The sequence below is a fragment of the Nocardia sp. NPDC127526 genome, assembly GCF_042672265.1.
In the GTDB taxonomy this organism is placed as follows: Bacteria; Actinomycetota; Actinomycetes; order Mycobacteriales; family Mycobacteriaceae; genus Nocardia.
In genome coordinates this window covers 122469-142774 of sequence record NZ_JBHXVO010000022.1, presented here as the reverse complement: position 1 = coordinate 142774, position 20306 = coordinate 122469, and the positions used below count along the sequence as shown (strand labels likewise).

Sequence of the window (20306 nt, the reverse complement as noted above, 5' to 3'; positions counted from 1 at the left end):
TACATGTACATCCTGAAGCTGCACCACCTGGTCGACGACAAGATCCACGCGCGTTCGACCGGCCCGTACTCCATGATCACGCAGCAGCCGCTGGGCGGTAAGGCGCAGTTCGGCGGCCAGCGCTTCGGTGAAATGGAATGCTGGGCCATGCAGGCCTACGGCGCGGCCTACACGCTGCAGGAACTGCTCACCATCAAATCCGATGACATCGTCGGCCGCGTCAAGGTCTACGAGGCCATCGTCAAGGGCGACAACGTCCCCGAACCCGGCGTCCCGGAATCCTTCAAGGTCCTGCTGAAGGAACTCCAATCGCTGTGCCTCAATGTCGAGGTCCTCTCCGCCGGTTCCGCGGTGGAGTTGCAGCAGGGCGACGACGACGAACTCGACCGCGCCGCCGCCAATCTGGGAATCACCCTGTCCCGCAACGAGTCCGCCACAGTCAGCGACCTACCGAGCTGATCGGGTGCCCGTAGTGCCGCGCACCGCGAAACACGGTGCGCGGCCCTACCGCTCAGATGCGGTCGAAATGGAAGGGGCAGTGCGAGCCGCCCAGGCCGATGGTCGTGGCGCGCTCGAACCGGAAACCATGCCGGTCCGGTTCGATCGCGCCGATCCAGTTGGCGTCGAACTCGCACAGGACCGGCGTGAGTTCAGCGGCCGAATTCGCCACCAGCACTTCGTGATAGAAGCAGCGAACGACATCGACGTGGTAGCGATCGGCATCGTCGGCTGGGCGCTCGAAGCCGAAACCCGCGCCGAAAGCGTGCTCCTCGCGCGACTTCGACACCGCGACCATGGCGGCGAACGGGTCCTCGGCGGTGTCCAGCATGGCGCGCGTGCCCGCGCGAACGGCCTCGCTCAGCGGTTCGACAAAGGCCGCCCGGATGCGGGCTATCGACTCCGCACGCCCCAGGAGCGGTAGCAGCGCCCGGTACGCGACCACCGTCGCGAGCGTCATCCGGAGGTTGTACACGGCGGCATCGTCCACCGCGCGATGCGCGTTCTCCGTGATCAATTCCCGCAGGCGAGTGCGCATGTCGGGAATCAAGTCGGCGGTCACGCCGCGAGCTCGCAGCGCTTGCCCGAGATGAGCGAAGAAGCCGTCCACGACGGCAGCCGAATCGCGCTCGGGATCGGGGGTGTACTCGCCGTCGGCGAGGTCGAATCGGTCGGTGTTCACAGGGTGTCCTTTCGAAAGGAAAGAGCACGCCAGCACGCTCCACCGACCGACCCGGCGCTGACGTCTATGAATATGACCCTTGCAGACTGCCACTGCGATCGGCCACTCGGCAAGTGATCCCGCCGGTGGCGCTAACTCGTCTTGACGATCAGCTCGAGTGAGCGCACGCGTGCGGACGGGTCGTAAATTGGTGTCAGCAGCATCAATTCGTCCGCGCCGGTGGCGGTGGAGAGTTCGGTCAACCGCTGTCGCACGGTGCCGGGCGAGCCCTGTGCCTGGGTGGCCCGGAATTCGGCGATGCGTTCGGCGATCTCGGGGGTGAATTCGTGTTCGGCGGCCGCCTCGGGAGTGCGCAGGCCGGTGTCGCCGAGTCCGCTCAGCAGGTAGGCCTTCAGCACGTCGCCCGGGCGGGCGAGCCGCACGGCCTCGGAATCCGTATCAGCACAGAGGGTTTCGACGGCCACGATGACATACGGTGCGGAGGACCACCGGCTGGGCCGGAACGCGCTGCGGTAGCGCTCGGCCGCTTCGACGGTATTGCCCGGGCGGATGTGGTGGGCGAAGGCCACCGGCAGGCCCAGCTCGGCGGCGAGTTCGGCGCCCGCGGTGCTGGAGGCGAGCAGCCACGGCCGGGGCAGGGGCGCCGTGCCCGGCAGCAGCCGGAGCCCGCTCGCACCGGAGAGATGGCCGAGGAGTTCACCGACATCGCGGCGGTAGTCCTCGGGAGTGGCGGCGTCCGCGCCGCGGCGCAGGGCGCGCACGATGTTCTGGTCGAAGGTGCCCGGACCGCGCCCGATGCCGAGATCGATCCGATCCGGATGCAGCGCAGCGAGAGTCGCGAACTGCTCGGCGACGGCCAGCGGTGCGTGATTGGGTGCGAGCACGCCGCCGGAGCCGACCCGGATCCGCGTCGTGGCGGCGGCCAGGTGTGCGGTCAGGACCGGCGGTGATGCGCTGGCAATGGCGGCCGAGCCGTGGTGTTCGGCGATCCAGGCGCGGCGAAACCCCAATTCCTCTGCCCGGCGGGCCATCACGGTGGTCGCGGCGAACGCGGCGGCGGCGTCGCCGCCGGTTTCGGTCATGGCCAGTTCGAGCACCGACAGCGGGATATCGATCATGACTCCACGCTAGTTGCCGCGGGGCCCGCCGGTGCGGGAGCCGGTCAGCAGCCACTCTTGTAGAAGTACTGTTCGTTGCTGCTCAGGTTCTCCTGGGTGATGGCGATCATGTCGGTCTGGATGGTGCGGGTGACCGGCTTGCCTTCCAGCGCGGCCACGGCCTGGTCGACGCCCTGCTTGCCGATATCGCCCGGGTTCTGGGCGATGAGCGCCTGCACCGTCCCGTCCTTGAGGTCCTGGACCTGTTTGGGGCTGGCGTCGAAGCCGACCACCTTCACCTGCCCGAGCTTGCCGGCATTGCGCAGGCCGGTGGCGGCGCCCTCGGCGGAGCTCAGATTGGTGGCGAAGATGCCGACCAGATCCGGATGCGCGGCCAGGGTGGCGGTGACGATGGAGGCGGCCTGGGCGGCCTCGTTGTTGTTGTATTGCACGCCGAGCGAGACCAGGCCCGGGTGGTTGCGCTTCAGCTCGTCCTCGAAGCCCTGGGCGCGCTGATCGGTGGTGGAGGTGCCCGCCTTGGTATTGATCACCAGCACGGAACCGTTGCCGCCCACCAGTTTCGACAGCGTCTGCGCGGCCAGCTCGCCGCCCGCCACATTGTCGGAGGCAATGGAGGACAGCGCGATCGAGGTGTCCTCCAGCGCGGTGTCGACCTCGATCACCTTGATACCGCTGTTCTTGGCCTGGGAGATCGGGCTGGCCATGGCCGAGGCATGGGTGGGCGCGATGAGAATCGCCCCGGGCTTGTTGGCGATCACGCCGGTGACGATCGGCGTCTGCAAAGAGGCGTCGAATTGCGTGGGCGCCTGGGTGTCCAGGCTGTAGCCGAGCTGCTCGGCCCGGGCTTCCGCGCCGCATTGCATGGAGATGTAGAAGGGTTCATTGGCCACGCCGGGGATGAGCACCAGCTTCTTGGCGTCGCCGCCGCCGGAATTGCTCACCGACCCGCCGCATCCCGTCACCAGCGCCGCCGCCGTCACCATCACCCCGGCCAGTACGGCCGCTCGTCCACCGGTCCTCATCGTCAGGCCCTCATTTCGAGATACGTTGTGTTATTTCCGGTCTCGCGACCTCCGGCGGATCTGGTCGAACCACACGGCCGCCACGAGCACGACGCTCACCGCAATGGGCTGCCAGAACACCGGCACCCCCACGATGACGAAGCCCTTGCGCAGCACCGACGGGATGAACACCCCGATCACGGTGCCCAGCACCGACCCGGCCCCGCCGAACAGGCTGGTGCCGCCGATCACGACACCGGCGATGGCGTCGAGATTGTCGGTGGTGTGCCCGGCGATGGTGGTGGTGCCGAAATAGGCCAAGTTCATGAAACCCGCCAGGCCCGAGAGCAATCCGGCCATCAGGTACACCAGGATCAGATGCCGGGTGACGCCGATGCCCGCGCGGCGGGCCGCCTCGGCGCTGGAGCCGATCGCATAGGTGTAGCGGCCGAAGCGGGTGGTGTGCAGCAGCCAGGCCCCGAGCAGGGTGACCGCGGCGGCCACCAGCACCAGAATCGGGACGCCGCCCAGCAGGGTGCCGAAACCCAGTGAGTTGCGCAGCTTCTCGGGCACGGTGCGGGTATCGACGCCGCCGGTGATGAGCTGCGCCGCGCCCAGCGCCGCCCCAAACGAGCCGAGCGTGACGATCAAGGGCGGAATCTTGGCCTTGGCCACCAGGAAACCATTGATCAGACCCCAGAGTGCCCCGCCCGCAAGCGATATCAGCAATCCGATCGCAATGAGACCCCAGCCCGCATGGGTGGCGTCGCCGCCCGGGCTGAGCCGTTCCATGGTCTTGGCGGCCACCACCCCCGAGAAGATGAGCACCATGCCCACCGAGAGATCTATGCCGGCGGTGATGATCACGAAGGTCATCCCGACCGAAAGCACCAGCAGGACCGAGGTTTCGATCAACAGGGTCTGCAAGGTGAACCGGGTCGGGAAGGCGTCCGGGCGCAGAATGCCGAACACGACATAGAGCACCAGCAGCACGATCCCGATCCACAGCGTGCTGGCTCCCGCGAGCCGCTGCCACCGGGTCGGCGCGGGCAGCTCGGCGCTGTCATTGTCGGCGCTCACGGCCATACCGCCTCCCTCATGCCGAATCCTCGGTGTTCAGCGCGCCGGTCATGGCGCCGACCAGCTGTTCCAAGGTGGCGTCCGCGCCGAAGCGCGCCACGCGACGCCCCAGCCGCAGCACCTCGACGCGATCGGCGACGGCCAGCACCTCGGGCATGTTGTGGCTGATGAGCACCACCGCGATGCCCTGATCGCGCACGCGGCGAACGACATCCAGCACCCGTTCGCGCTGCACCACGCCGAGGGCGGCCGTCGGCTCGTCCATGAACACGACCTTGCTCGCCCACATGACCGCGCGCGCCACCGCCACGGTCTGCCGCTGCCCGCCCGACAGCGCCCCGATCGGCACATCCGCGCGCGGCAGCACCACGCCGAGCCGCTGAAAATGCTCGGCCGCTTGGGTTCTCATGCCCTTGCGGTCGAGCATGCCGAGCCATCCGGGCAGCCCTGTGCGGAACAGTTCGCGCCCGAGGAAGAGGTTGGCGGCCGGATCCAGATCGGGGGCCACCGCCAGATCCTGGTACACCGTCTCCACGCCGAGCCGCCGCGCGGCCGTGGGCGAGGCCATCCGCACCGGTTTCCCGTCCAGCAGAATCCGCCCGCCATCGGGTTGTTCGGCGCCCGACAGGCATTTCACCAGCGTCGACTTACCGGCCCCATTGTCCCCGATCAGCGCGACGACTTCACCGGCATTGACCTGAAAGTTGGCCCCGCGCAACGCTTCCACGCCGCCATACCGCTTGAGGAGCCCCTCGGCTTCCAGTACCACGGCAGGCATCGGCGATCACCCCGGCTACATTGCTCGAGCGGACGTCCGGTCCGCTCGCCGATCGTACGTTCGATCACCGTCCGCCGGGGCCGATACCGCGAAAGATCAGGCCACTTCGACGATGAGGGCATCGCCCTGGCCGCCGCCACCGCACAGGGCGGCCGCGCCCAGCCCGCCGCCCCGGCGGTGCAGCGCATTGATGAGCGTCACGGTGATGCGGGCGCCGGTGCAGCCCAGCGGATGCCCCATGGCGATGGCCCCGCCGTGCACGTTCACGATGTCCTCGGAGATGCCGAGATCATCGACCCCGGCCATGGCGACCGATGCGAACGCCTCGTTCAGCTCGTACAGGTCCAGGCCGGCGGGATCGACGCCGATCTTGGCCGCCGCCTTGCGAATCGCATTCGACGGCTGCGGCAGCAGCGACAGCGGTCCGGCGGTCGTGCCCCAGGCCTTGATGGTCGCCAGCACCGGCAGCTCGAGCTCCGCCGCCTTGTCGCGCGACATGAGCACCAGCGCGGCCGCGCCGTCGGCGGTCTGCGAGGCGCTGCCCGCGGTAATGGTGCCGTCGGCGGTGAAAGCCGGTCGCAGCGCGGCGAGTTTCTGCACCGTGGTGTCCGGGCGAATGCCCTCGTCCTGATCGAAGACGACCGGATCACCCTTGCGCTGCGGCACTTCGACGCCGACGACCTCGTCGGCGAAGGCCCCGTTCTTCCATGCGGCGGCGGCGCGTTCGTGCGAGCGCGCCGACCACTCGTCCTGCCGCGCGCGGCTGTAATGATGCGACAGCGCCTGGTACTCCTCGGTCGCCAGGCCCATCAGCTTGTGGTCGAACGGACACGTGAGTCCGTCGAAAAGCATTGTGTCCTTGAGTGTTCCGTCGCCCTGGCGGTACCCGAAGCGCGCCTTGTCGAGGACGTAGGGCGCATTCGACATGGACTCCATGCCGCCCGCGACCACGATGTCGAACTCGCCCAGCGCGATCAGCGATGCCGCGCGTGCGATGGCGGTGGTGCCGGACAGGCACACCTTGTTCATGGTCTCGGCGGGCACGCCGAGCGGGATGCCCGCGCCGAAAGCGGCCTGGCGGGCGGTGATCTGACCGGCTCCGGCCTGCAGCGTGTGCCCCATGACGGTGTACTCGACCCGGTCGCCCGGCAGCTGGGCGCGGGCGAGAGCGCCGGCAATGGCCTTGCTTCCGAGTTCGGTGGCAGCGAAGGGGGCCAGGCCCCCGCCGAACTTGCCGATGGGAATGCGGGCGTATCCGACTACGACGGCCTCGTTCATGCGATCGGACATTACCGCGCGTCGCTATTTTTCTGAACCGCATGCGATCAATGAAACCAACCAGTCGCTAATTACATAGCCATAATGATAGAGATGGAGTGTTAACATTTCAGAGCGAAGAACTATCTATGTGGGATTCCCACACCGCCGCGACCTGCGATATGTGGTCCGCGATCATTCGGTCGCCCTTGCGAAAGGGTGTTGGATCACATACGCTTTCGATAGTTTGAGGCATCGGGCATGGCTACTCGTACTCCCCGAGGACAATGCGCCCTCTCCGTACAACGGACCGGGTGCTATTCAACCGCGCAAGAGGCACAATGGTTCCGAATTCCGGATCCGGAGATAATTCCGGATCCCATAAAGTAATGCCCAATTCCGCTTGTCGGCCGGAGCAGGTTGCATGGCTGACGCGGGCCTAGAACGAAAGCGTGTAATCGGCGAAATCGTTCCGGCACGCGTGCTGGCGATGTGCAGCGGAATCACCTTCATGGCGTTTCTCGACTTCACGGTCGTCAATATCGCTTTCCCGGATATTCTGCGCGACTTCGAGAACACGCCGCTGGACACCCTGACATGGGTCGTGAGCGGATACGCGGTCATGTTCGCGGCCCTGCTCGCCCCGGCCGGCCGGATCGCCGACAGCATCGGCCGCCGGACGGTGCTGCTCTGCTCGCTCGGCCTGTTCACCCTCGCCTCGCTCATCTGCGGTCTCGCGCCGACCATCGGCCTGCTGATAGCCGGTCGGTTCCTGCAGGGCGCGGCCGCCGGTGGAATGATCCCTGCCGCACTGGGTTTGATCCTGGCGACCACGCCCCGCGAACGCATACCGCGCGCGGTGGCGACCTGGTCCGCGGCGGCGGGCTTCTCGGCGGTCATCGGTCCCGCGGTCGGCGGCCTGCTGGTGCGCGTACTCGACTGGCGCTGGGTCTTCTTCGTCAATCTCCCCGTGGGCGCCGCACTGCTGGCGGGTGGTCTGGCCGTGCTGCCGGGACAGGTGCGCGTGGCCGGCGCGCGCTGGCCGGATCCCCTCGGCAGCATTGCGCTGGGCCTGGGCATCGCGGGCATTGTCAGCGCGCTCACCAAGGGCGATCACTGGGGCTGGGCGGACATTCGCACCCTCGGCCTCGGTCTCGCCGGACTGCTGCTCATCGGCGCGGCGGTGCTGCGCTCGCGCGCACACGGTGCTCCGGCAATCGATCTCGCGGTGTGGCGCAGCCGCACCTACCGGATCGCCTGCCTCGGCCTGGCCATGTTCAGCGCGAACATGTTCGCCTGGAATCTGGCCGCGCCGCTGTTCGCCACGACCATCTGGGACTGGACGATTCTGGAGACGGGCGGAGCCCTGTGCATCGGCGCCGTCGGCTCCATGGCCGGTTCGCTGTCCGCCGGGCGGCTGCGAACCCGGGCGGCGCAGGTGCGGGTCGCGATAGCGGCGGCCTTGCTGTTCGCCGTGAGCAATGCCATCTGGGCCTCGAATCTGTTCGGATCCACGCCGAATTTCTGGACCGGCTGGCTGCCCGCGGCGATTCTGGGCGGTGTCGGACTGGGTCTCGGATTCACCTGCCTGTCGACCCTGGCCGCCGGTGCGGTGGAGCCGCTGAAATTCGCGGGCGGGCTCGGTATGACGGTGGCGGCGCGCCAGGTCGGCGGGGCCGTCGGCGTCGCGGGATTCGCGGCCATCATGCTGTCGAGCGCCGAGCCGGGGAGCCTCTCCTCATTCCATTACGTATTCATTGCCGCACTGGCGGTGAACATTGTGTGCGCGCTCGTGGTGGCCGCATTGATACGCAACTAGCTACACAGCTCTGAATTAGCTTTGAGAAAACGGAAGTAATCCGATGTCTGCTACAGCTTTCCTTTTGATCGGTTCCGGTAGTGTGCTCGCGCGCTGCGGTGAAGTCCTCTTGGCGAAAGGGCATCGCATCAGAGCGGTGATTACAGATGACGCCACCGCCCGGGCCTGGGCCGTCAAGGCGGGTATTCCCGGATATGAACTCGGCGAGGCCGTCGACCGTGCATCCCAATGGGAATGCGATCTGCTGCTGAGTATCGGCAACTATTCGATCGTCCCGGATCCGTTGCTGGCGTGCGCGAAACGCATGAGCGTCAATTACCATTACGGTCCGCTGCCCGAATACTCCGGCCTGTACGCGCCGTCCTGGGCGATCGCCGACGGCGTGCGCGAGTACGCCATCACCTGGCATCGCATCGGCGGCAAGGTCGACAGCGGCGATATCCTGCGGCGCGTGCCGGTGCCCATGGCGGCCGGTGAGACGGCGCTGTCACTCGGCCTGAAGTGCGACGACGCCGCGGTCGCGAGCCTGGCGGAGCTGATCGACGAGATCGTCGAGGGCCGCGAAACGGCCACGCCCCAGGATCTTTCGGCGCGGCGCTACTTCTCCCGGCACACCCAGTTCCCCGCCGAGGGCCTCATCGACTGGGAGCGTCCGGCCGATGAGATCGCCGCCATGGTGCGCGCCGCGGATTACGGCCCGTTCAGCAGTCCGCTGGTGTGGCCCAAGGTGAATGTCGATGGCCGGTTCATTGCCGTGCGCGAAGCCCATACCGGCGGGGCCGCCGGTGCCGCCGCGCCGGGCGAGGTCCTCACCTGCGACGAGATCTCGGGTCTGCGGATCGCCACCGCCACCGGCATCGTGCAGGTGGCGCGCACCAGCACCCTCGAAGGCGATGCGCTCGATATCGATACTCTCGCACTGTCTTACGGCCTCGCGCCGGGCATGATCCTGACCTCGCCCGGGGCCGCCGCCGCGAGCGCGATCACCGCGGCGGGCAAGGCGGCGTCCAAGGCCGGCGCGTACTGGCGCGAGCGTCTGACCGCGGGCGATCCCTATCGCCTGCACTATCCCGCCCCGGCGACCGGCGATGCGGCGGCGGCCGATCCGGTCACCGTGCGCTGCCGCGTGGAACTCGCCGACCCGGACGAGATGTCGGCGACCGCCTACCTCGCCGGTGCGTGGTGCACCTTCTTGAACCGGGCGACCGGCGCACCCGATATCCACCTCGGGATGGCCGCGCCGCGCGCCGATGTCGAGGCGGCCTACCGCGATCTGTTCGCGGCCTGGCTGCCATTGTCCGCGCGCCTGGACACGGCGAAAACCGTTGCGGAGAATCTTGCCGCGGTCGGGCGGGAGTACACCGCCGGGCAGGAGAAGGCGTGGCTGCGCCGGGATTTCACCGGCCGTGACGAGGCGCTGCGCAAGCGCCGGCACGGCGGAGAATCGCTGCCCGATGTGGTGATCTCCAGCGGTGCTGCGGCTTTCACCGCCGAGGGCTATCGGCCGGTGCTGGAATTGGCCGTTCTGGACGACGGTGAGACGGTCGAGTTCCGTTACGACGCGGGGCGTCTCGCGCGTACCGATGCCGAGCGGCTGGCCGGGCAGTTCGGCGACTGGTGCGATCGGCTGCCATCGCTGGCCGAGGTGGCCCTGGGTGCGGCGCAGGTCGTCTCCGCGCACGAACGCCGCACCCTGATCGAGGAATTCAATGCCACCGTCGATGACGCCGTGCTGGGTCGCGCCCTGCCGCGGCTCTACGAGGACGTGGCGGAGGTCCACCCCGACAGCACCGCCCTGATCTGCGCCGACGCCGAGCTGACCTACCGCGACCTCAATGCGGACGCGAACCGCATGGCCCATGTGCTGGTGGACATGGGCATCGGCCGCGGTGATCTGGTCGGCGTGGCCCTGGATCGCTCCATCGACCTGGTGGCGGTGCTGCTGGCGGTCATGAAGGCGGGCGCGGCCTATGTGCCGATCGACCCGAATTTCCCGGCGGAGCGAATCCGCCAGATGATCGAGGACGCCGACCCGAAGGCAATCCTCACGCCCGCCGTGGCGCCGGCGAGCCTGTCCGAGTGGGAATCGCGCTGTCTGAGCGTCGATGCCGCCCGGGACGGCTCCGAGAAGACCGGCAATCTCGAAAGAGACGTATACGCCGAAGATCTCGCGTACGTCATCTACACCTCCGGATCGACCGGCAAGCCAAAGGGCGTCGAGATCACCCATGGCGCACTGTGCAATTTCCTGTTCTCCATGCGGCGGCAGCCGGGCTGCGCGGCGTCGGACCGGCTGCTGGCGGTCACCACCGTCTCCTTCGATATCGCGGTCCTCGAACTGTTCCTGCCGCTGCTGTGCGGCGCGACGACGGTCATCGCGCAGGCGCACGAAACCATCGACGCCGCGGCGCTGCTCGCGCTGGTGCGCCGGCACGCCATCACCATGATGCAGGGCACCCCGGCCACCTGGCAGCTGCTGCTGGATTCCGGATGGCGCGGCGAACCCCGCCTGGCCAAGATCCTCTGCGGCGGTGAGGCATTGCCGCGCCTGCTGGCCGATCGGCTGCTCGCCTGCGGCGACGAGGTGTGGAACATGTACGGCCCCACCGAGACCACCGTGTGGTCGAGCGTCTGGCGGGTGCGGGCGGGCGGCGAGGTGCTCATCGGCGATCCGATCGCCAACACCCAGCTCTATGTCCTCGGCGCCGATCTGTCGCCGGTGCCCCTCGGTTTCCCGGGTGAGCTCTGCATCGGTGGCGCGGGCGTGGCGCGCGGCTATCGCGGCGATCCCGAGTTCACCCGGAATCGATTCGTGGACAACCCCTTCCATCCGGGCGTCCTCTACCGGACCGGCGATGTGGCGCGCTTCCTCGAACCCGGTCGGCTCGCCGTGCTCGGCCGCGACGACAACCAGGTGAAGCTGCGCGGCTACCGCATCGAACTGGGTGAGGTCGAAGCCGCCGTCACCGCGCACGAGGAGGTTTCCCGGGCCGTGGTCGTCGGCCGCAACGAGCAGCTGGTCGCCTACTGCGTGCGCGATGCCGTGCGCCCGGCCGGGACCGGCCGGGTCGACGGTGACGCCGTCGCCGAGTGGGCGGGCGCCTGGGATCGCGCCTATGCCACCGAGGCGGAGGATGCCACCTTCAACCCGGCGGGCTGGCACAGCAGCTACGACGGACTGCCGTTCTCCAACAGCGAGATGCGCGACTGGCAGATGGGCTCGGTGCGCCGGATCCTGTCCCACGCGCCGGAACATGTCTTCGAAATCGGTTCCGGCAGTGGGCTCATGCTGTTCGGCATCGCACCGCACTGCGGCTCCTATCACGCCGTGGACGCCTCGCAGCGGGCGGTGGAGCTCACCCGCGCCCACCTGTCCTCGCTACCGCACGTGATCTGTGAGCACCGACCGGCCCACCAACTGCCGGAAGTGGCGGCCGGATCGTTCGACACCGTCATCGTGAACTCGGTGGCTCAGTACTTCCCGTCCCTCGATTACCTGACCTCGGTGATCGAATGGGCGACCAAGGCGGTCGGCGCCGGACGCGTATTCCTCGGGGACATCCGGGATCTCGCTTTGCTCGAGGTCTTCCACGCCGATGTGATCGATTTCCGGTCCGGCGGCAGGCTCACCCCGGACGAGCTGGCCGGGCGCGTCGCGCAGGCCGTGCGCTCGGAGCGCGAACTGGTGATCTCGCCCGCGTATTTCGCCGACCTGCCGAGCCTGTTCCCGCGCATTACGCGCGTCGATATCGCCCTGCGGGACGGCCGCTATGTCAACGAGATGACCCGCTACCGCTTCGATGTCACCCTGCACATCGGAGACAGTCCGGTCACCGCTGCCGAAGTCACCGAAAAGGATTGGCGCGCCGAGCACCTCGACCTGGATTTGCTGCCCGGGCAACTCGCCGCCGTCGGCGGAAACGCACTGCGTCTGAACGGCATTCCCAATGCCCGCCTGCGCGAGGTGCACGGTCGCGTCGGGGCCGCGCTGGGTGAGCCGGCCGAATCCACCACGTCTTGGGCGGATCCGCGCGATCTCACCGCCATCGCCACCGCCGCCGGTCTGGACATGGCGGTGCTGCCCAGCCGAACCGGCGACAAGTGGCGCATGGACGCGCTGTTCTGGCCCGCCGGTACGACACCGGACCTCGCCTTCCGCCCCGCCGCGCCCATGGCTCGCGGTGCGCTGGACGGTTATGCGACCGTGCCGGCCGTCGGCGAACCGGTCAAGACCGCACTCGGGCGCCTGCTGCGCCCCTGGCTGGCCGAGCGCCTACCGGCCTATATGGTGCCCGCCTTCTTCGTCGAGCTGGACGAATTCCCGCTCACGCCCAATGGCAAGATCGACCGCGCGGCACTGCCGGATCCGGTGGCGGGTATCGAGGTCACGGCCAAACCCGCCAATGAACTCGAGCGCGACATCCTGGCCATCTGGTCGGAGGTCCTCGGGCACGACCGCATCGGCCTCACGCAGAACTTCTTCGAGCTCGGCGGCGACTCGCTGCGCGCGGTGCGGGTGCAGGCCGAGCTGGAGCGGCTGCTCGGGCGGCCGGTGTCCTCGGCGAAACTGTTCGAGCACTTCACCGTCAAGTCCCTGGCCGCGGATCTGGCCGGAGCCGCCAAGGCCGGGCCGGAACGCATTACGGCTTCCCGCCGCGCCGCCTACGACGAGGACATCGCCATCATCGCCATGGCGTGCCGGCTGCCCGGCGAGGTGACCACGCCCGAAGAGTATTGGGAACTGCTCGAACGCGGCGGCGACGGCATTGTCGAGGTGCCGCCGGACCGCTGGGACGCCGCTGCGCTCTACGACGCCGATCCGGAGGCCAAGGGCAAGTCCTATTGCCGCGCAGGCGGTTTCGTCTCGCCCATCGATCTGTTCGATGCCCCGTTCTTCGGTATCTCGCCGCGCGAGGCGCGCTCGCTGGATCCCATGCAGCGCATGGTGCTGGAGACCTGCTGGGAGGCATTCGAGCGCGCCGGCTACACGCTGGAGCGATTGCGCGGCAGCCAGACCGGCGCGTTCATCGGCGTCGGCAAGAGCTCGGCGTATCACGAATACGGCCTGACCCTGGCCGGTGGACTGGCCGATCTGGACGGGTATGTGGGCCCGGGCTCCGCCGGCGGCACCATGTCCGGTCGCGTCTCGTACGTATTCGGCCTCGAGGGGCCGACGCTGACCCTGGACACGGCCTGCTCCTCGTCCCTGGTGACCACGCATCTGGCCTGTAATGCGCTGCGGCAGGGCGAATGCGACCTCGCGGTCTCGGCGGGCGTGAGCCTCATGCTCTCACCCGAGCTGCATGTGGAATTCAGCCGCCTGCGCGGTATGTCGCCCGACGGCCGCTGCCGGTCCTTCTCCGCCGACACCGAGGGCACCGGCTGGAGTGAGGGCTCCGCGGCGGTGGTGCTCAAGCGCCTGTCCGACGCCCAGCGCGACGGCGATCCCATTCTGGCCGTGCTGCGCGGCACCGCCGTCAACCACGACGGCCACGCCGCCAGCCTGACCACGCCCAGCGGTCCCGCTCAGCAGCGGGTCATCCGCTCGGCGCTGGCCGCCTCGGATCTGCAACCGGGCGATATCGACTACGTCGAGGCGCACGGCACCGGCACCAAACTGGGCGACCCCATCGAAGGCACCGCGCTGGCAGCGGTTTTCGGCGGCAGTCACACCGACGAGGACCCGCTGTGGATCGGCTCGGCCAAATCCAATCTGGGCCACACCCAGGCGGCCGCCGGTCTCGCCGGGGTGATGAAGGTCGTGCTGGCCATGCACAACAACACGCTGCCCCGCACCCTGCACGTCACCGCGCCCACCCCGGCGGTGGACTGGGACGACGCCAAGATGGCGCTGGTGCGGGAGAACCGGTCCTGGAAGCCGAACGGGCGGCCGCGCCGCGCCGGGGTCAGCTCCTTCGGCATCGGCGGCACCAATGCGCATGTGATCGTGGAGGAACCGCCGCAGCCGGTGGTCGCGGAGCGACCGGCGGTCGCGCCGCCGGCCACCGTGCCGTTCCTGGTGTCCGGCTATACCGATGCCGCGCTGCGGCAGCAGGCCGAAACCCTGCACCGGCATCTGGGCATGAATATCCAGGACCATCTCGTGGATGTGGCGCACTCGCTGGCGACCACCCGCACCCACTTCCGGCGGCGGCTGGTGCTGCCGGTGCACGACCGCGGGGAACTGCTGGACGCGCTGGCCAACTTCGCCCGCACGGGCGAGGCGCCGGCGGGGGCGGTGCGCACGGGCGAGCATGCCGAGGAACCGCGGCTGGCCATGCTGTTCACCGGGCAGGGCAGTCAGCTGCCGGGGATGGGTAAGGAGGTGGCCGAGGTCTATCCGGTGTTCCGGGCGGCCCTGGCGGAGATCGCGGCGCAGTTCACCGAGTTGGACAAGCCGCTGCTGGAGGTGATGTGGGCCGAGCCCGGCAGTGCCGAGGCCGCCTTGCTGAATCGCACCGACTTCACCCAGCCCGCGCTGTTCGCGCTGGAAGTGGCGCTGGCCCGGCTATGGGAGAGCTGGGGCGTGCGGCCGGAACTGGTGCTGGGGCACAGCATCGGCGAGCTCGCGGCGGCCCATATCGCCGGGGTGTTCGATCTGGCCGACGCCTGCCGGCTGGTGGCGGCGCGCGGGCGGCTGATGCAGGCGCTGCCCAGCGGTGGCGCGATGGCCTCGTTGGAAGCCGATGCCGACGAAACAGCCCTCGCCATCACGGCTTTGGGGCTGCACGGCAAGGTCGACATCGCAGGTCTCAATACCCCGGCGCAGACCGTGGTGTCGGGTGATGCCGACGCCGTCGAGCGCATGGCCGCGCACTTCGCCGCCGAGGGCCGGAGGACCAAGGGGCTCACGGTATCCCACGCCTTCCACTCGCATCACATGGACGGCATGCTGGCGGCGTTCCAAGCTGTCGCCGAGACCGTGCGGTTCAACCCGCCGACTCTGACCGTGGTCAGCAGCCTGACCGGCAAGCTCGCCGAGCCGGGGGAATTGGAACAACCCGCTTACTGGATTCGTCAGGTGCGCAGGGCCGTTCGCTTCAGCGACGGCATCGCCACCCTGCATCGGCAGGGCGTGAACACCTACCTGGAGCTGGGGCCGCAGCCGGTGCTCTCCGGTATGGGAGCGGCCTGCCTGGCCGATGAGAAGTCGGTGGGGTGGGTGCCCTCGCTCCTTGCCGGTAAGGACGGTGCCGCCGTCGTGCAGCGCAGCCTTGCCGAATTGCATGTGCGCGATGTGCCGATCGACTGGAACGGCTACTTCGAGCCCTTCGGCGGTCAGCGGGTGGCCTTGCCCACCTACGCATTCCAGCGGGAGCGCTTCTGGTTCGAGCCGCCGGTGCAGCGGGCGGTCGGGGCCGGACTGGACGACACCGGACATGCGCTGCTCGGCGGTGGCGTGTCGATCGCGGGCACCGAGATCTCGGTGTTCACCACCGTGGTGGCGGCCGATGAGCCGGCATGGGTGCGCGAACACCAGGTCATGGGCGCGGTGCTCATGCCGGGGACCGCGTTCTTCGAGGCCATGCGCGCCGCGGGCCACGCCGTCGCGGCGGGGGAGTGGGATGTCTCGGATGTCATGCTCTTCGCACCCCTGGTGCTGAACGCCGGGGTGCCGGTGCGCTTGCAGGTCACCGTCGGAGCCGCCGCCGGCGGCGGCCGCCCGGTACAGGTGTACAGCGCACCGGAGGACGGTGACGGTGAGTGGCAGCTGCATGCGGAAGGCGTTCTCGTCCAGGCGCATACCGGCACCGGCGTTGCTGTCAGCGTGCCGCCGCGCGGTGCGAAACGCATCGACGTCTCGGCGGTCTACAGCGATCTCGCCGATCTCGGCTACGGCTACGGGCCGACCTTCCAATGCATCGACGAGGCTTGGCATGTCGGCGACGAGGTCTGGGCCCGGGCGGTGCTGCCGGAGACCGCGCAATCCTCGGCTCTCGGCTACGGATTGCATCCGGCGCTGCTGGACTCGGCCATGCATTCGCTGCTGCTGACCCAGCGGCTGAAGAAGAAGACCGGTGACGATCTGTTCGTGCCCTTCGAGGTCGAGCGGCTGTCGCTGCGGGAGGCCGGACTCGGCGAAATCTGGGTCCGGGTAGCCGAATTCGAGCTGGGTGACGGTGAATTCTGGGCCTCCCTCGACATCTACAACACCGCCGGGGTGAATATCGGCCGGTTGCATCGGCTGCATGCGCGGCGCGTCGACCGGGCGGTGCTGCGGCGGCTGGCCGCGGCGGGCGTGGACCGGTTCCAGTTCGAGGTCGGCTGGCGTCCCGTCGATACCGACGCCGTGGAGCTGGGCGGTTCCTGGGGCCTGCTGTGCCCCGCCGGTGAGGTGTCGTGGGCGCGTGAGGTGAAGACCGCCTTGTCGCGGGCCGGAATCCAGGTGATCAAGGTCCGGGACCTGGAAGGCGCCGAAGACCTCGATGGGCTGCTCTGCCTGTGGGATTCGGATGCGGACGTGCTGGCGCAGGCGCACGCATTCACCGCGACGGCCCTCGCCCAACTCCAGACCGCGGCCGAGACCGGGTTCGCGCCACCCCTGGTGTGGGTCACCCGCCGCGCGGTCGGCGCCGGCGGCGACGACAGTGTCACCGGGCTGGGCGCGGGACCGCTGTGGGGTCTCATGCGGACGGCCCGCAACGAGCATCCGGACCTGAGCCTGCGCCTGATCGATCTCGGTATCGAGGACACCGACCGGACGACGCTCCCGCCGGCCTTGATGCTGGCGGCCGAACCGGAATGCGCGCTGCGCGACGGGCAGGTCCTGGTGCCGAAGTTGCGGCGCGCGAACGGCCCCCAGGAGCTGCAGATTCCGGCCGAAGGGGCCTGGCAGCTGGAGATCGCCGCCAAGGGCCGCTTGGACGAGCCGCTGACGGTCCGGGCCATCCCCGGCAAGGCACTGGCCGCCAATGAGATTCGCGCCGAGGTGAAGGCCGCGGGCGTGAACTTCCTCGACGTGCTCAATGCGCTCGGCATGGTGGAGATCCCGGCCTTCGGACTGGAATTCGCCGGCGTCGTCACCGAAGTCGGCGCGGACGTCAAGGATCTGCACGTGGGCGATCCGGTCCTGGGTCTGGCCCGCGGCTGCTTCGCCTCCGAGGTGATCACCGACGCGCGTCAGGTGGTGCGCAAGCCGGAGACGCTGAGTTTCGAAGCGGCCGCAACCATTCCGATGACCTTCCTCACGGCCTGGTACGGACTGCACGAACTCGGTGCGTTGCAGCCGGGGGAGCAGGTCCTGGTGCACGCCGCGGCCGGTGGCGTCGGCATGGCGGCGGTGCAGCTGGCGCAGTTGCACGGCGCGGAGGTTTACGGCACCGCCAGTCAGCCGAAGTGGGATGCCCTGCGCGACATGGGGTTGGACGACGACCACCTGGCCTCGTCGCGTGATCTGGGCTTCGTCGATCACTTCGGAAAGACCCTGCCCGGCAATAAGTTCGACGTCGTCCTGAACTCGCTGGCGACCGAATTCATCGACGCGAGCCTGGGCATGCTGGGCGACGGCGGCCGGTTCCTGGAAATGGGCAAGATCGATATTCGGGAGCAGTCCTGGATCGATCAGCACCACCCGGGCGTGACCTACACCGTCTACAACCTGCCCGAGGCCGGGCCCGATCGCATCCAGCGCATGCTGGTCGCCATTGCGGAACTGTTCACGGCGGGCAAGCTGCGGCCGCTGCCGCTGCGCACCTTCCCCATGACCAAAACCTCCGAGGCCCTGCGGTTCATGGCCCAGGCCCGGCACGTGGGCAAGGTGGTGCTGCTGCCGGTCGAGCAGCGGCGGTTCCTGCGGACCGACGGCGCGGTGCTGATCACCGGCGGTCTCGGTGATCTCGGCCGCCGCGTGGCGGGCTGGCTCGCGAGCGCCCACGGCGTGCGCGATCTGGTGCTGACCTCGCGGCGCGGCTTGGACACCCCCGGCGTGGACGCCTTCCTGGACGAGCTGGCCGATCTCGGCGCGAAAGCGACCGTGGTGGCCTGTGATTCGGCGGACCTGGACGGGCTGAAGTCCGTGCTGACCCTGTTCGGTGCGGATCGGCCGCTGCGCGGGGTGGTCCACGCCTCCGGCGTGCTGGACGACGGCGCGCTGTCGGCCCTGACGCCCGAACGGCTGGACACGGTGTTCGCGCCCAAGCTCGACGGCGCGTGGCATCTGCATCAGCTCACCCGGGACCTGGAGCTGGACCTGTTCATGATGTTCTCCTCCATCGCGAGCATCATGGGCGCGCCCGGACAGGGGAACTACGCGGCCGCCAATGCCTTCCTCGACGCGCTCGCACAGCTGCGCCGCGCCAAGGGATTGCCCGCCACCTCGGTGGCCTTCGGCCCCTGGGAGGGCAGCGGTATGGCGGCCGGGCTCAGCGAGACAGACCGGGCCCGGTTCGCGCAACTGGGCCTGGACCGGCTCGCACCCGAGGAGGGCCTGGAACTGCTCGAAACGGCGGTGCAGGGCGGGCGCGCGCTCACCATGGCCGCCGCCTTCGACCTCACTCGGCTGCAACGCTATTACGAGGAGCGCGGCGGGATTCCGCCGCTGCTGCGCACACTGCTCAGCGGCGGGTCCGGCGGGCGGGCACGGGGGGCGGGCGGCGCGGATCTGCGCAAGCTGCTCAGCGAGGCCGCCCCGGACGAACATCCGGCCGTCGTGCTGGGCATGGTGCGCGAAGAGATCGCCAAGACACTGGGTTTCGCGTCGCCGGAGGATGTGGATGTCGATCTGCCCCTGCAGGACATCGGCATCGATTCGCTGACCGCGGTGCTCATGCGTAATCAGCTGGCGGATCTGACCGGGTTGGCGCTGCCCGCCAAGATCGCGTTCGATCATCCGAATCTCAAGGCGCTCAGTCAGTTCCTGCTGTCGAAGCTGCTGGAGGCCGGAGCGCCCGCACCGGCCGCGGTGGAGCCGGCGGAGATCGAGTCGGCGACGCCGGGGTTCGATATGACGGGGGTCCGCAAGGGCTTCCTCGATCCGGAGCTGCGGTTCGGCGGTGCCATCGCGAGTCGTCCCGAGTCGGTGTTCGTCACCGGCGCAACAGGTTTCGTCGGGGCCTTCCTGCTGCACGACCTGCTCGCGGCCGACCTGATCGCGTACTGCCTGGTGCGGGCCGATGATGCCGAGGTGGCCATGAAACGCCTGGTGACCACGCTCGAAGGCTACGGGCTGTGGCGGCCGGAGTTCGCGCCGCTGCTCAACCCGGTGGTCGGCGATCTGACCCAGCCGCTGTTCGGGCTGGACGAGGAGCGCTTCGATCAACTGGCGGACCGGGTCGACGCCATCTGCCACTCCGGCGCGCTGGTGGACTGGATGCGGCCGCTCGACGATTACCTGGGCCCCAATGTGATCGGTGCGCACGAGGCGCTGCGGCTGGCCGCCCGCGGACGCGGCAAGGCGGTGCACCTCATCTCCACCTTCGCCACGCTGCCCAAGTACCTGGGCTACGAAGTCGACGAGGACGACCGCGAATTCGGCTATCTCACTTCGAAGTTCATGGCCGAGCAGATGGTCGCGGCGGCCCGCTGGCGCGGCGCGCGGGCCTCGGTGCACCGGTTGCCGTTCGTCAGCGCCGCGGCCGGCAGCGGCCACTTCCGGCTCGACCGCGGCGATTTCCTGCACAACCTGATCGCCGGCGGACTCGACCTGGGCGGCTTCCCCGAGCTGGACACCGATCTGTCGGCCGTGCTGCCGGTCGACTACCTGAGCAGGACCATCGCCGATCTGGTGCTGAACGATCCCGGCACGGGCCGGGATTACGACTACGTCAATGCGCCCGCCCCGAGTTTCGGCGGCTTCTTCGAACTCATCGGCGCGGTGGCGGGCGAAGTGGAGGTCTTGCCCTTCGCGCAGTGGCGGGATCGGGCGCTCGCCCACGCCGCCGAGCATTCCGCGAGCCCCCTGGCCCGCATTGCCGCCGTGGTGGACGGCCTCACCGCCGAACAGGCCGCCGCCATGCTGGCGAGCCTGCCCGTGGGCGAGCACGTATTCGGAGCAGATCGGTACCCGGCGCCGCCGATCGACGAGCAGTACGTCCGGCGCTACCTGGACCGCATCGGATCAACAGGAGAGTAGATC

At 68.7% G+C, this 20306-nt stretch carries 8 protein-coding genes and 1 pseudogene; 3 read left to right on the top strand and 6 right to left on the bottom strand.

What is annotated here, in order from left to right; genetic code table 11:
- Positions 1-459 (top strand): annotated as a pseudogene (locus tag ACFVIV_RS28650) (DNA-directed RNA polymerase subunit beta); the annotation flags it as partial.
- 52 nt (positions 460-511) lie between these two features.
- Here ACFVIV_RS28650 and ACFVIV_RS28645 read toward each other — a convergent pair.
- The 6 genes from ACFVIV_RS28645 to ACFVIV_RS28620 form a co-directional block, all read right to left on the bottom strand.
- Complete coding sequence (locus tag ACFVIV_RS28645; protein ID WP_379201542.1) at positions 512-1180, bottom strand: L-2-amino-thiazoline-4-carboxylic acid hydrolase; 669 nt, start codon at positions 1178-1180, stop codon at positions 512-514.
- A 131-nt stretch (positions 1181-1311) separates the two neighbouring features.
- Positions 1312-2298 carry an LLM class flavin-dependent oxidoreductase gene (locus tag ACFVIV_RS28640; RefSeq protein ID WP_379201540.1) on the bottom strand — a complete coding sequence of 329 codons (987 nt, stop codon included), beginning with the start codon at positions 2296-2298 and terminating at the stop codon, positions 1312-1314.
- Between the two features lie 44 nt (positions 2299-2342).
- Complete coding sequence (locus tag ACFVIV_RS28635) at positions 2343-3320, bottom strand: ABC transporter substrate-binding protein (protein WP_379201538.1); 978 nt, start codon at positions 3318-3320, stop codon at positions 2343-2345.
- Positions 3321-3350: 30 nt separating this feature from the next.
- Complete coding sequence (locus ACFVIV_RS28630) at positions 3351-4385, bottom strand: ABC transporter permease (protein ID WP_379201536.1); 1035 nt, start codon at positions 4383-4385, stop codon at positions 3351-3353.
- Between the two features lie 10 nt (positions 4386-4395).
- Entirely contained in the window at positions 4396-5157 is a 762-nt protein-coding gene (locus ACFVIV_RS28625; RefSeq protein WP_379201534.1) for an ATP-binding cassette domain-containing protein, read from the bottom strand.
- Between the two features lie 96 nt (positions 5158-5253).
- Complete coding sequence (locus tag ACFVIV_RS28620) at positions 5254-6435, bottom strand: acetyl-CoA C-acyltransferase (protein ID WP_379201532.1); 1182 nt, start codon at positions 6433-6435, stop codon at positions 5254-5256.
- A gap of 490 nt (positions 6436-6925) precedes the next feature.
- Between ACFVIV_RS28620 and ACFVIV_RS28615 the strand changes: the two genes are divergently transcribed.
- Positions 6926-8233 (top strand): MFS transporter, encoded by a 1308-nt coding sequence (locus tag ACFVIV_RS28615; protein WP_379201530.1) that lies wholly within the window; start codon positions 6926-6928, stop codon positions 8231-8233.
- 136 nt (positions 8234-8369) lie between these two features.
- Positions 8370-20303, top strand: coding sequence for an amino acid adenylation domain-containing protein (locus ACFVIV_RS28610; protein WP_379201528.1), 11934 nt, complete (start codon positions 8370-8372; stop codon positions 20301-20303).
- The last annotated feature ends 3 nt before the right edge of the window (positions 20304-20306 follow it).

Excerpts from the sequence above, each read along its gene's own strand:
- ACFVIV_RS28640 (WP_379201540.1), bottom strand. The coding sequence starts at position 2,298 with ATGATCGATATCCCGCTGTCGGTGCTCGAACTGGCCATGACCGAAACC.
- ACFVIV_RS28635 (WP_379201538.1), bottom strand. The coding sequence starts at position 3,320 with ATGAGGACCGGTGGACGAGCGGCCGTACTGGCCGGGGTGATGGTGACG.
- ACFVIV_RS28630 (WP_379201536.1), bottom strand. The coding sequence starts at position 4,385 with ATGGCCGTGAGCGCCGACAATGACAGCGCCGAGCTGCCCGCGCCGACC.
- ACFVIV_RS28625 (WP_379201534.1), bottom strand. The coding sequence starts at position 5,157 with ATGCCTGCCGTGGTACTGGAAGCCGAGGGGCTCCTCAAGCGGTATGGC.
- ACFVIV_RS28620 (WP_379201532.1), bottom strand. The coding sequence starts at position 6,435 with ATGAACGAGGCCGTCGTAGTCGGATACGCCCGCATTCCCATCGGCAAG.
- ACFVIV_RS28615 (WP_379201530.1), top strand. The coding sequence starts at position 6,926 with ATGGCGTTTCTCGACTTCACGGTCGTCAATATCGCTTTCCCGGATATT.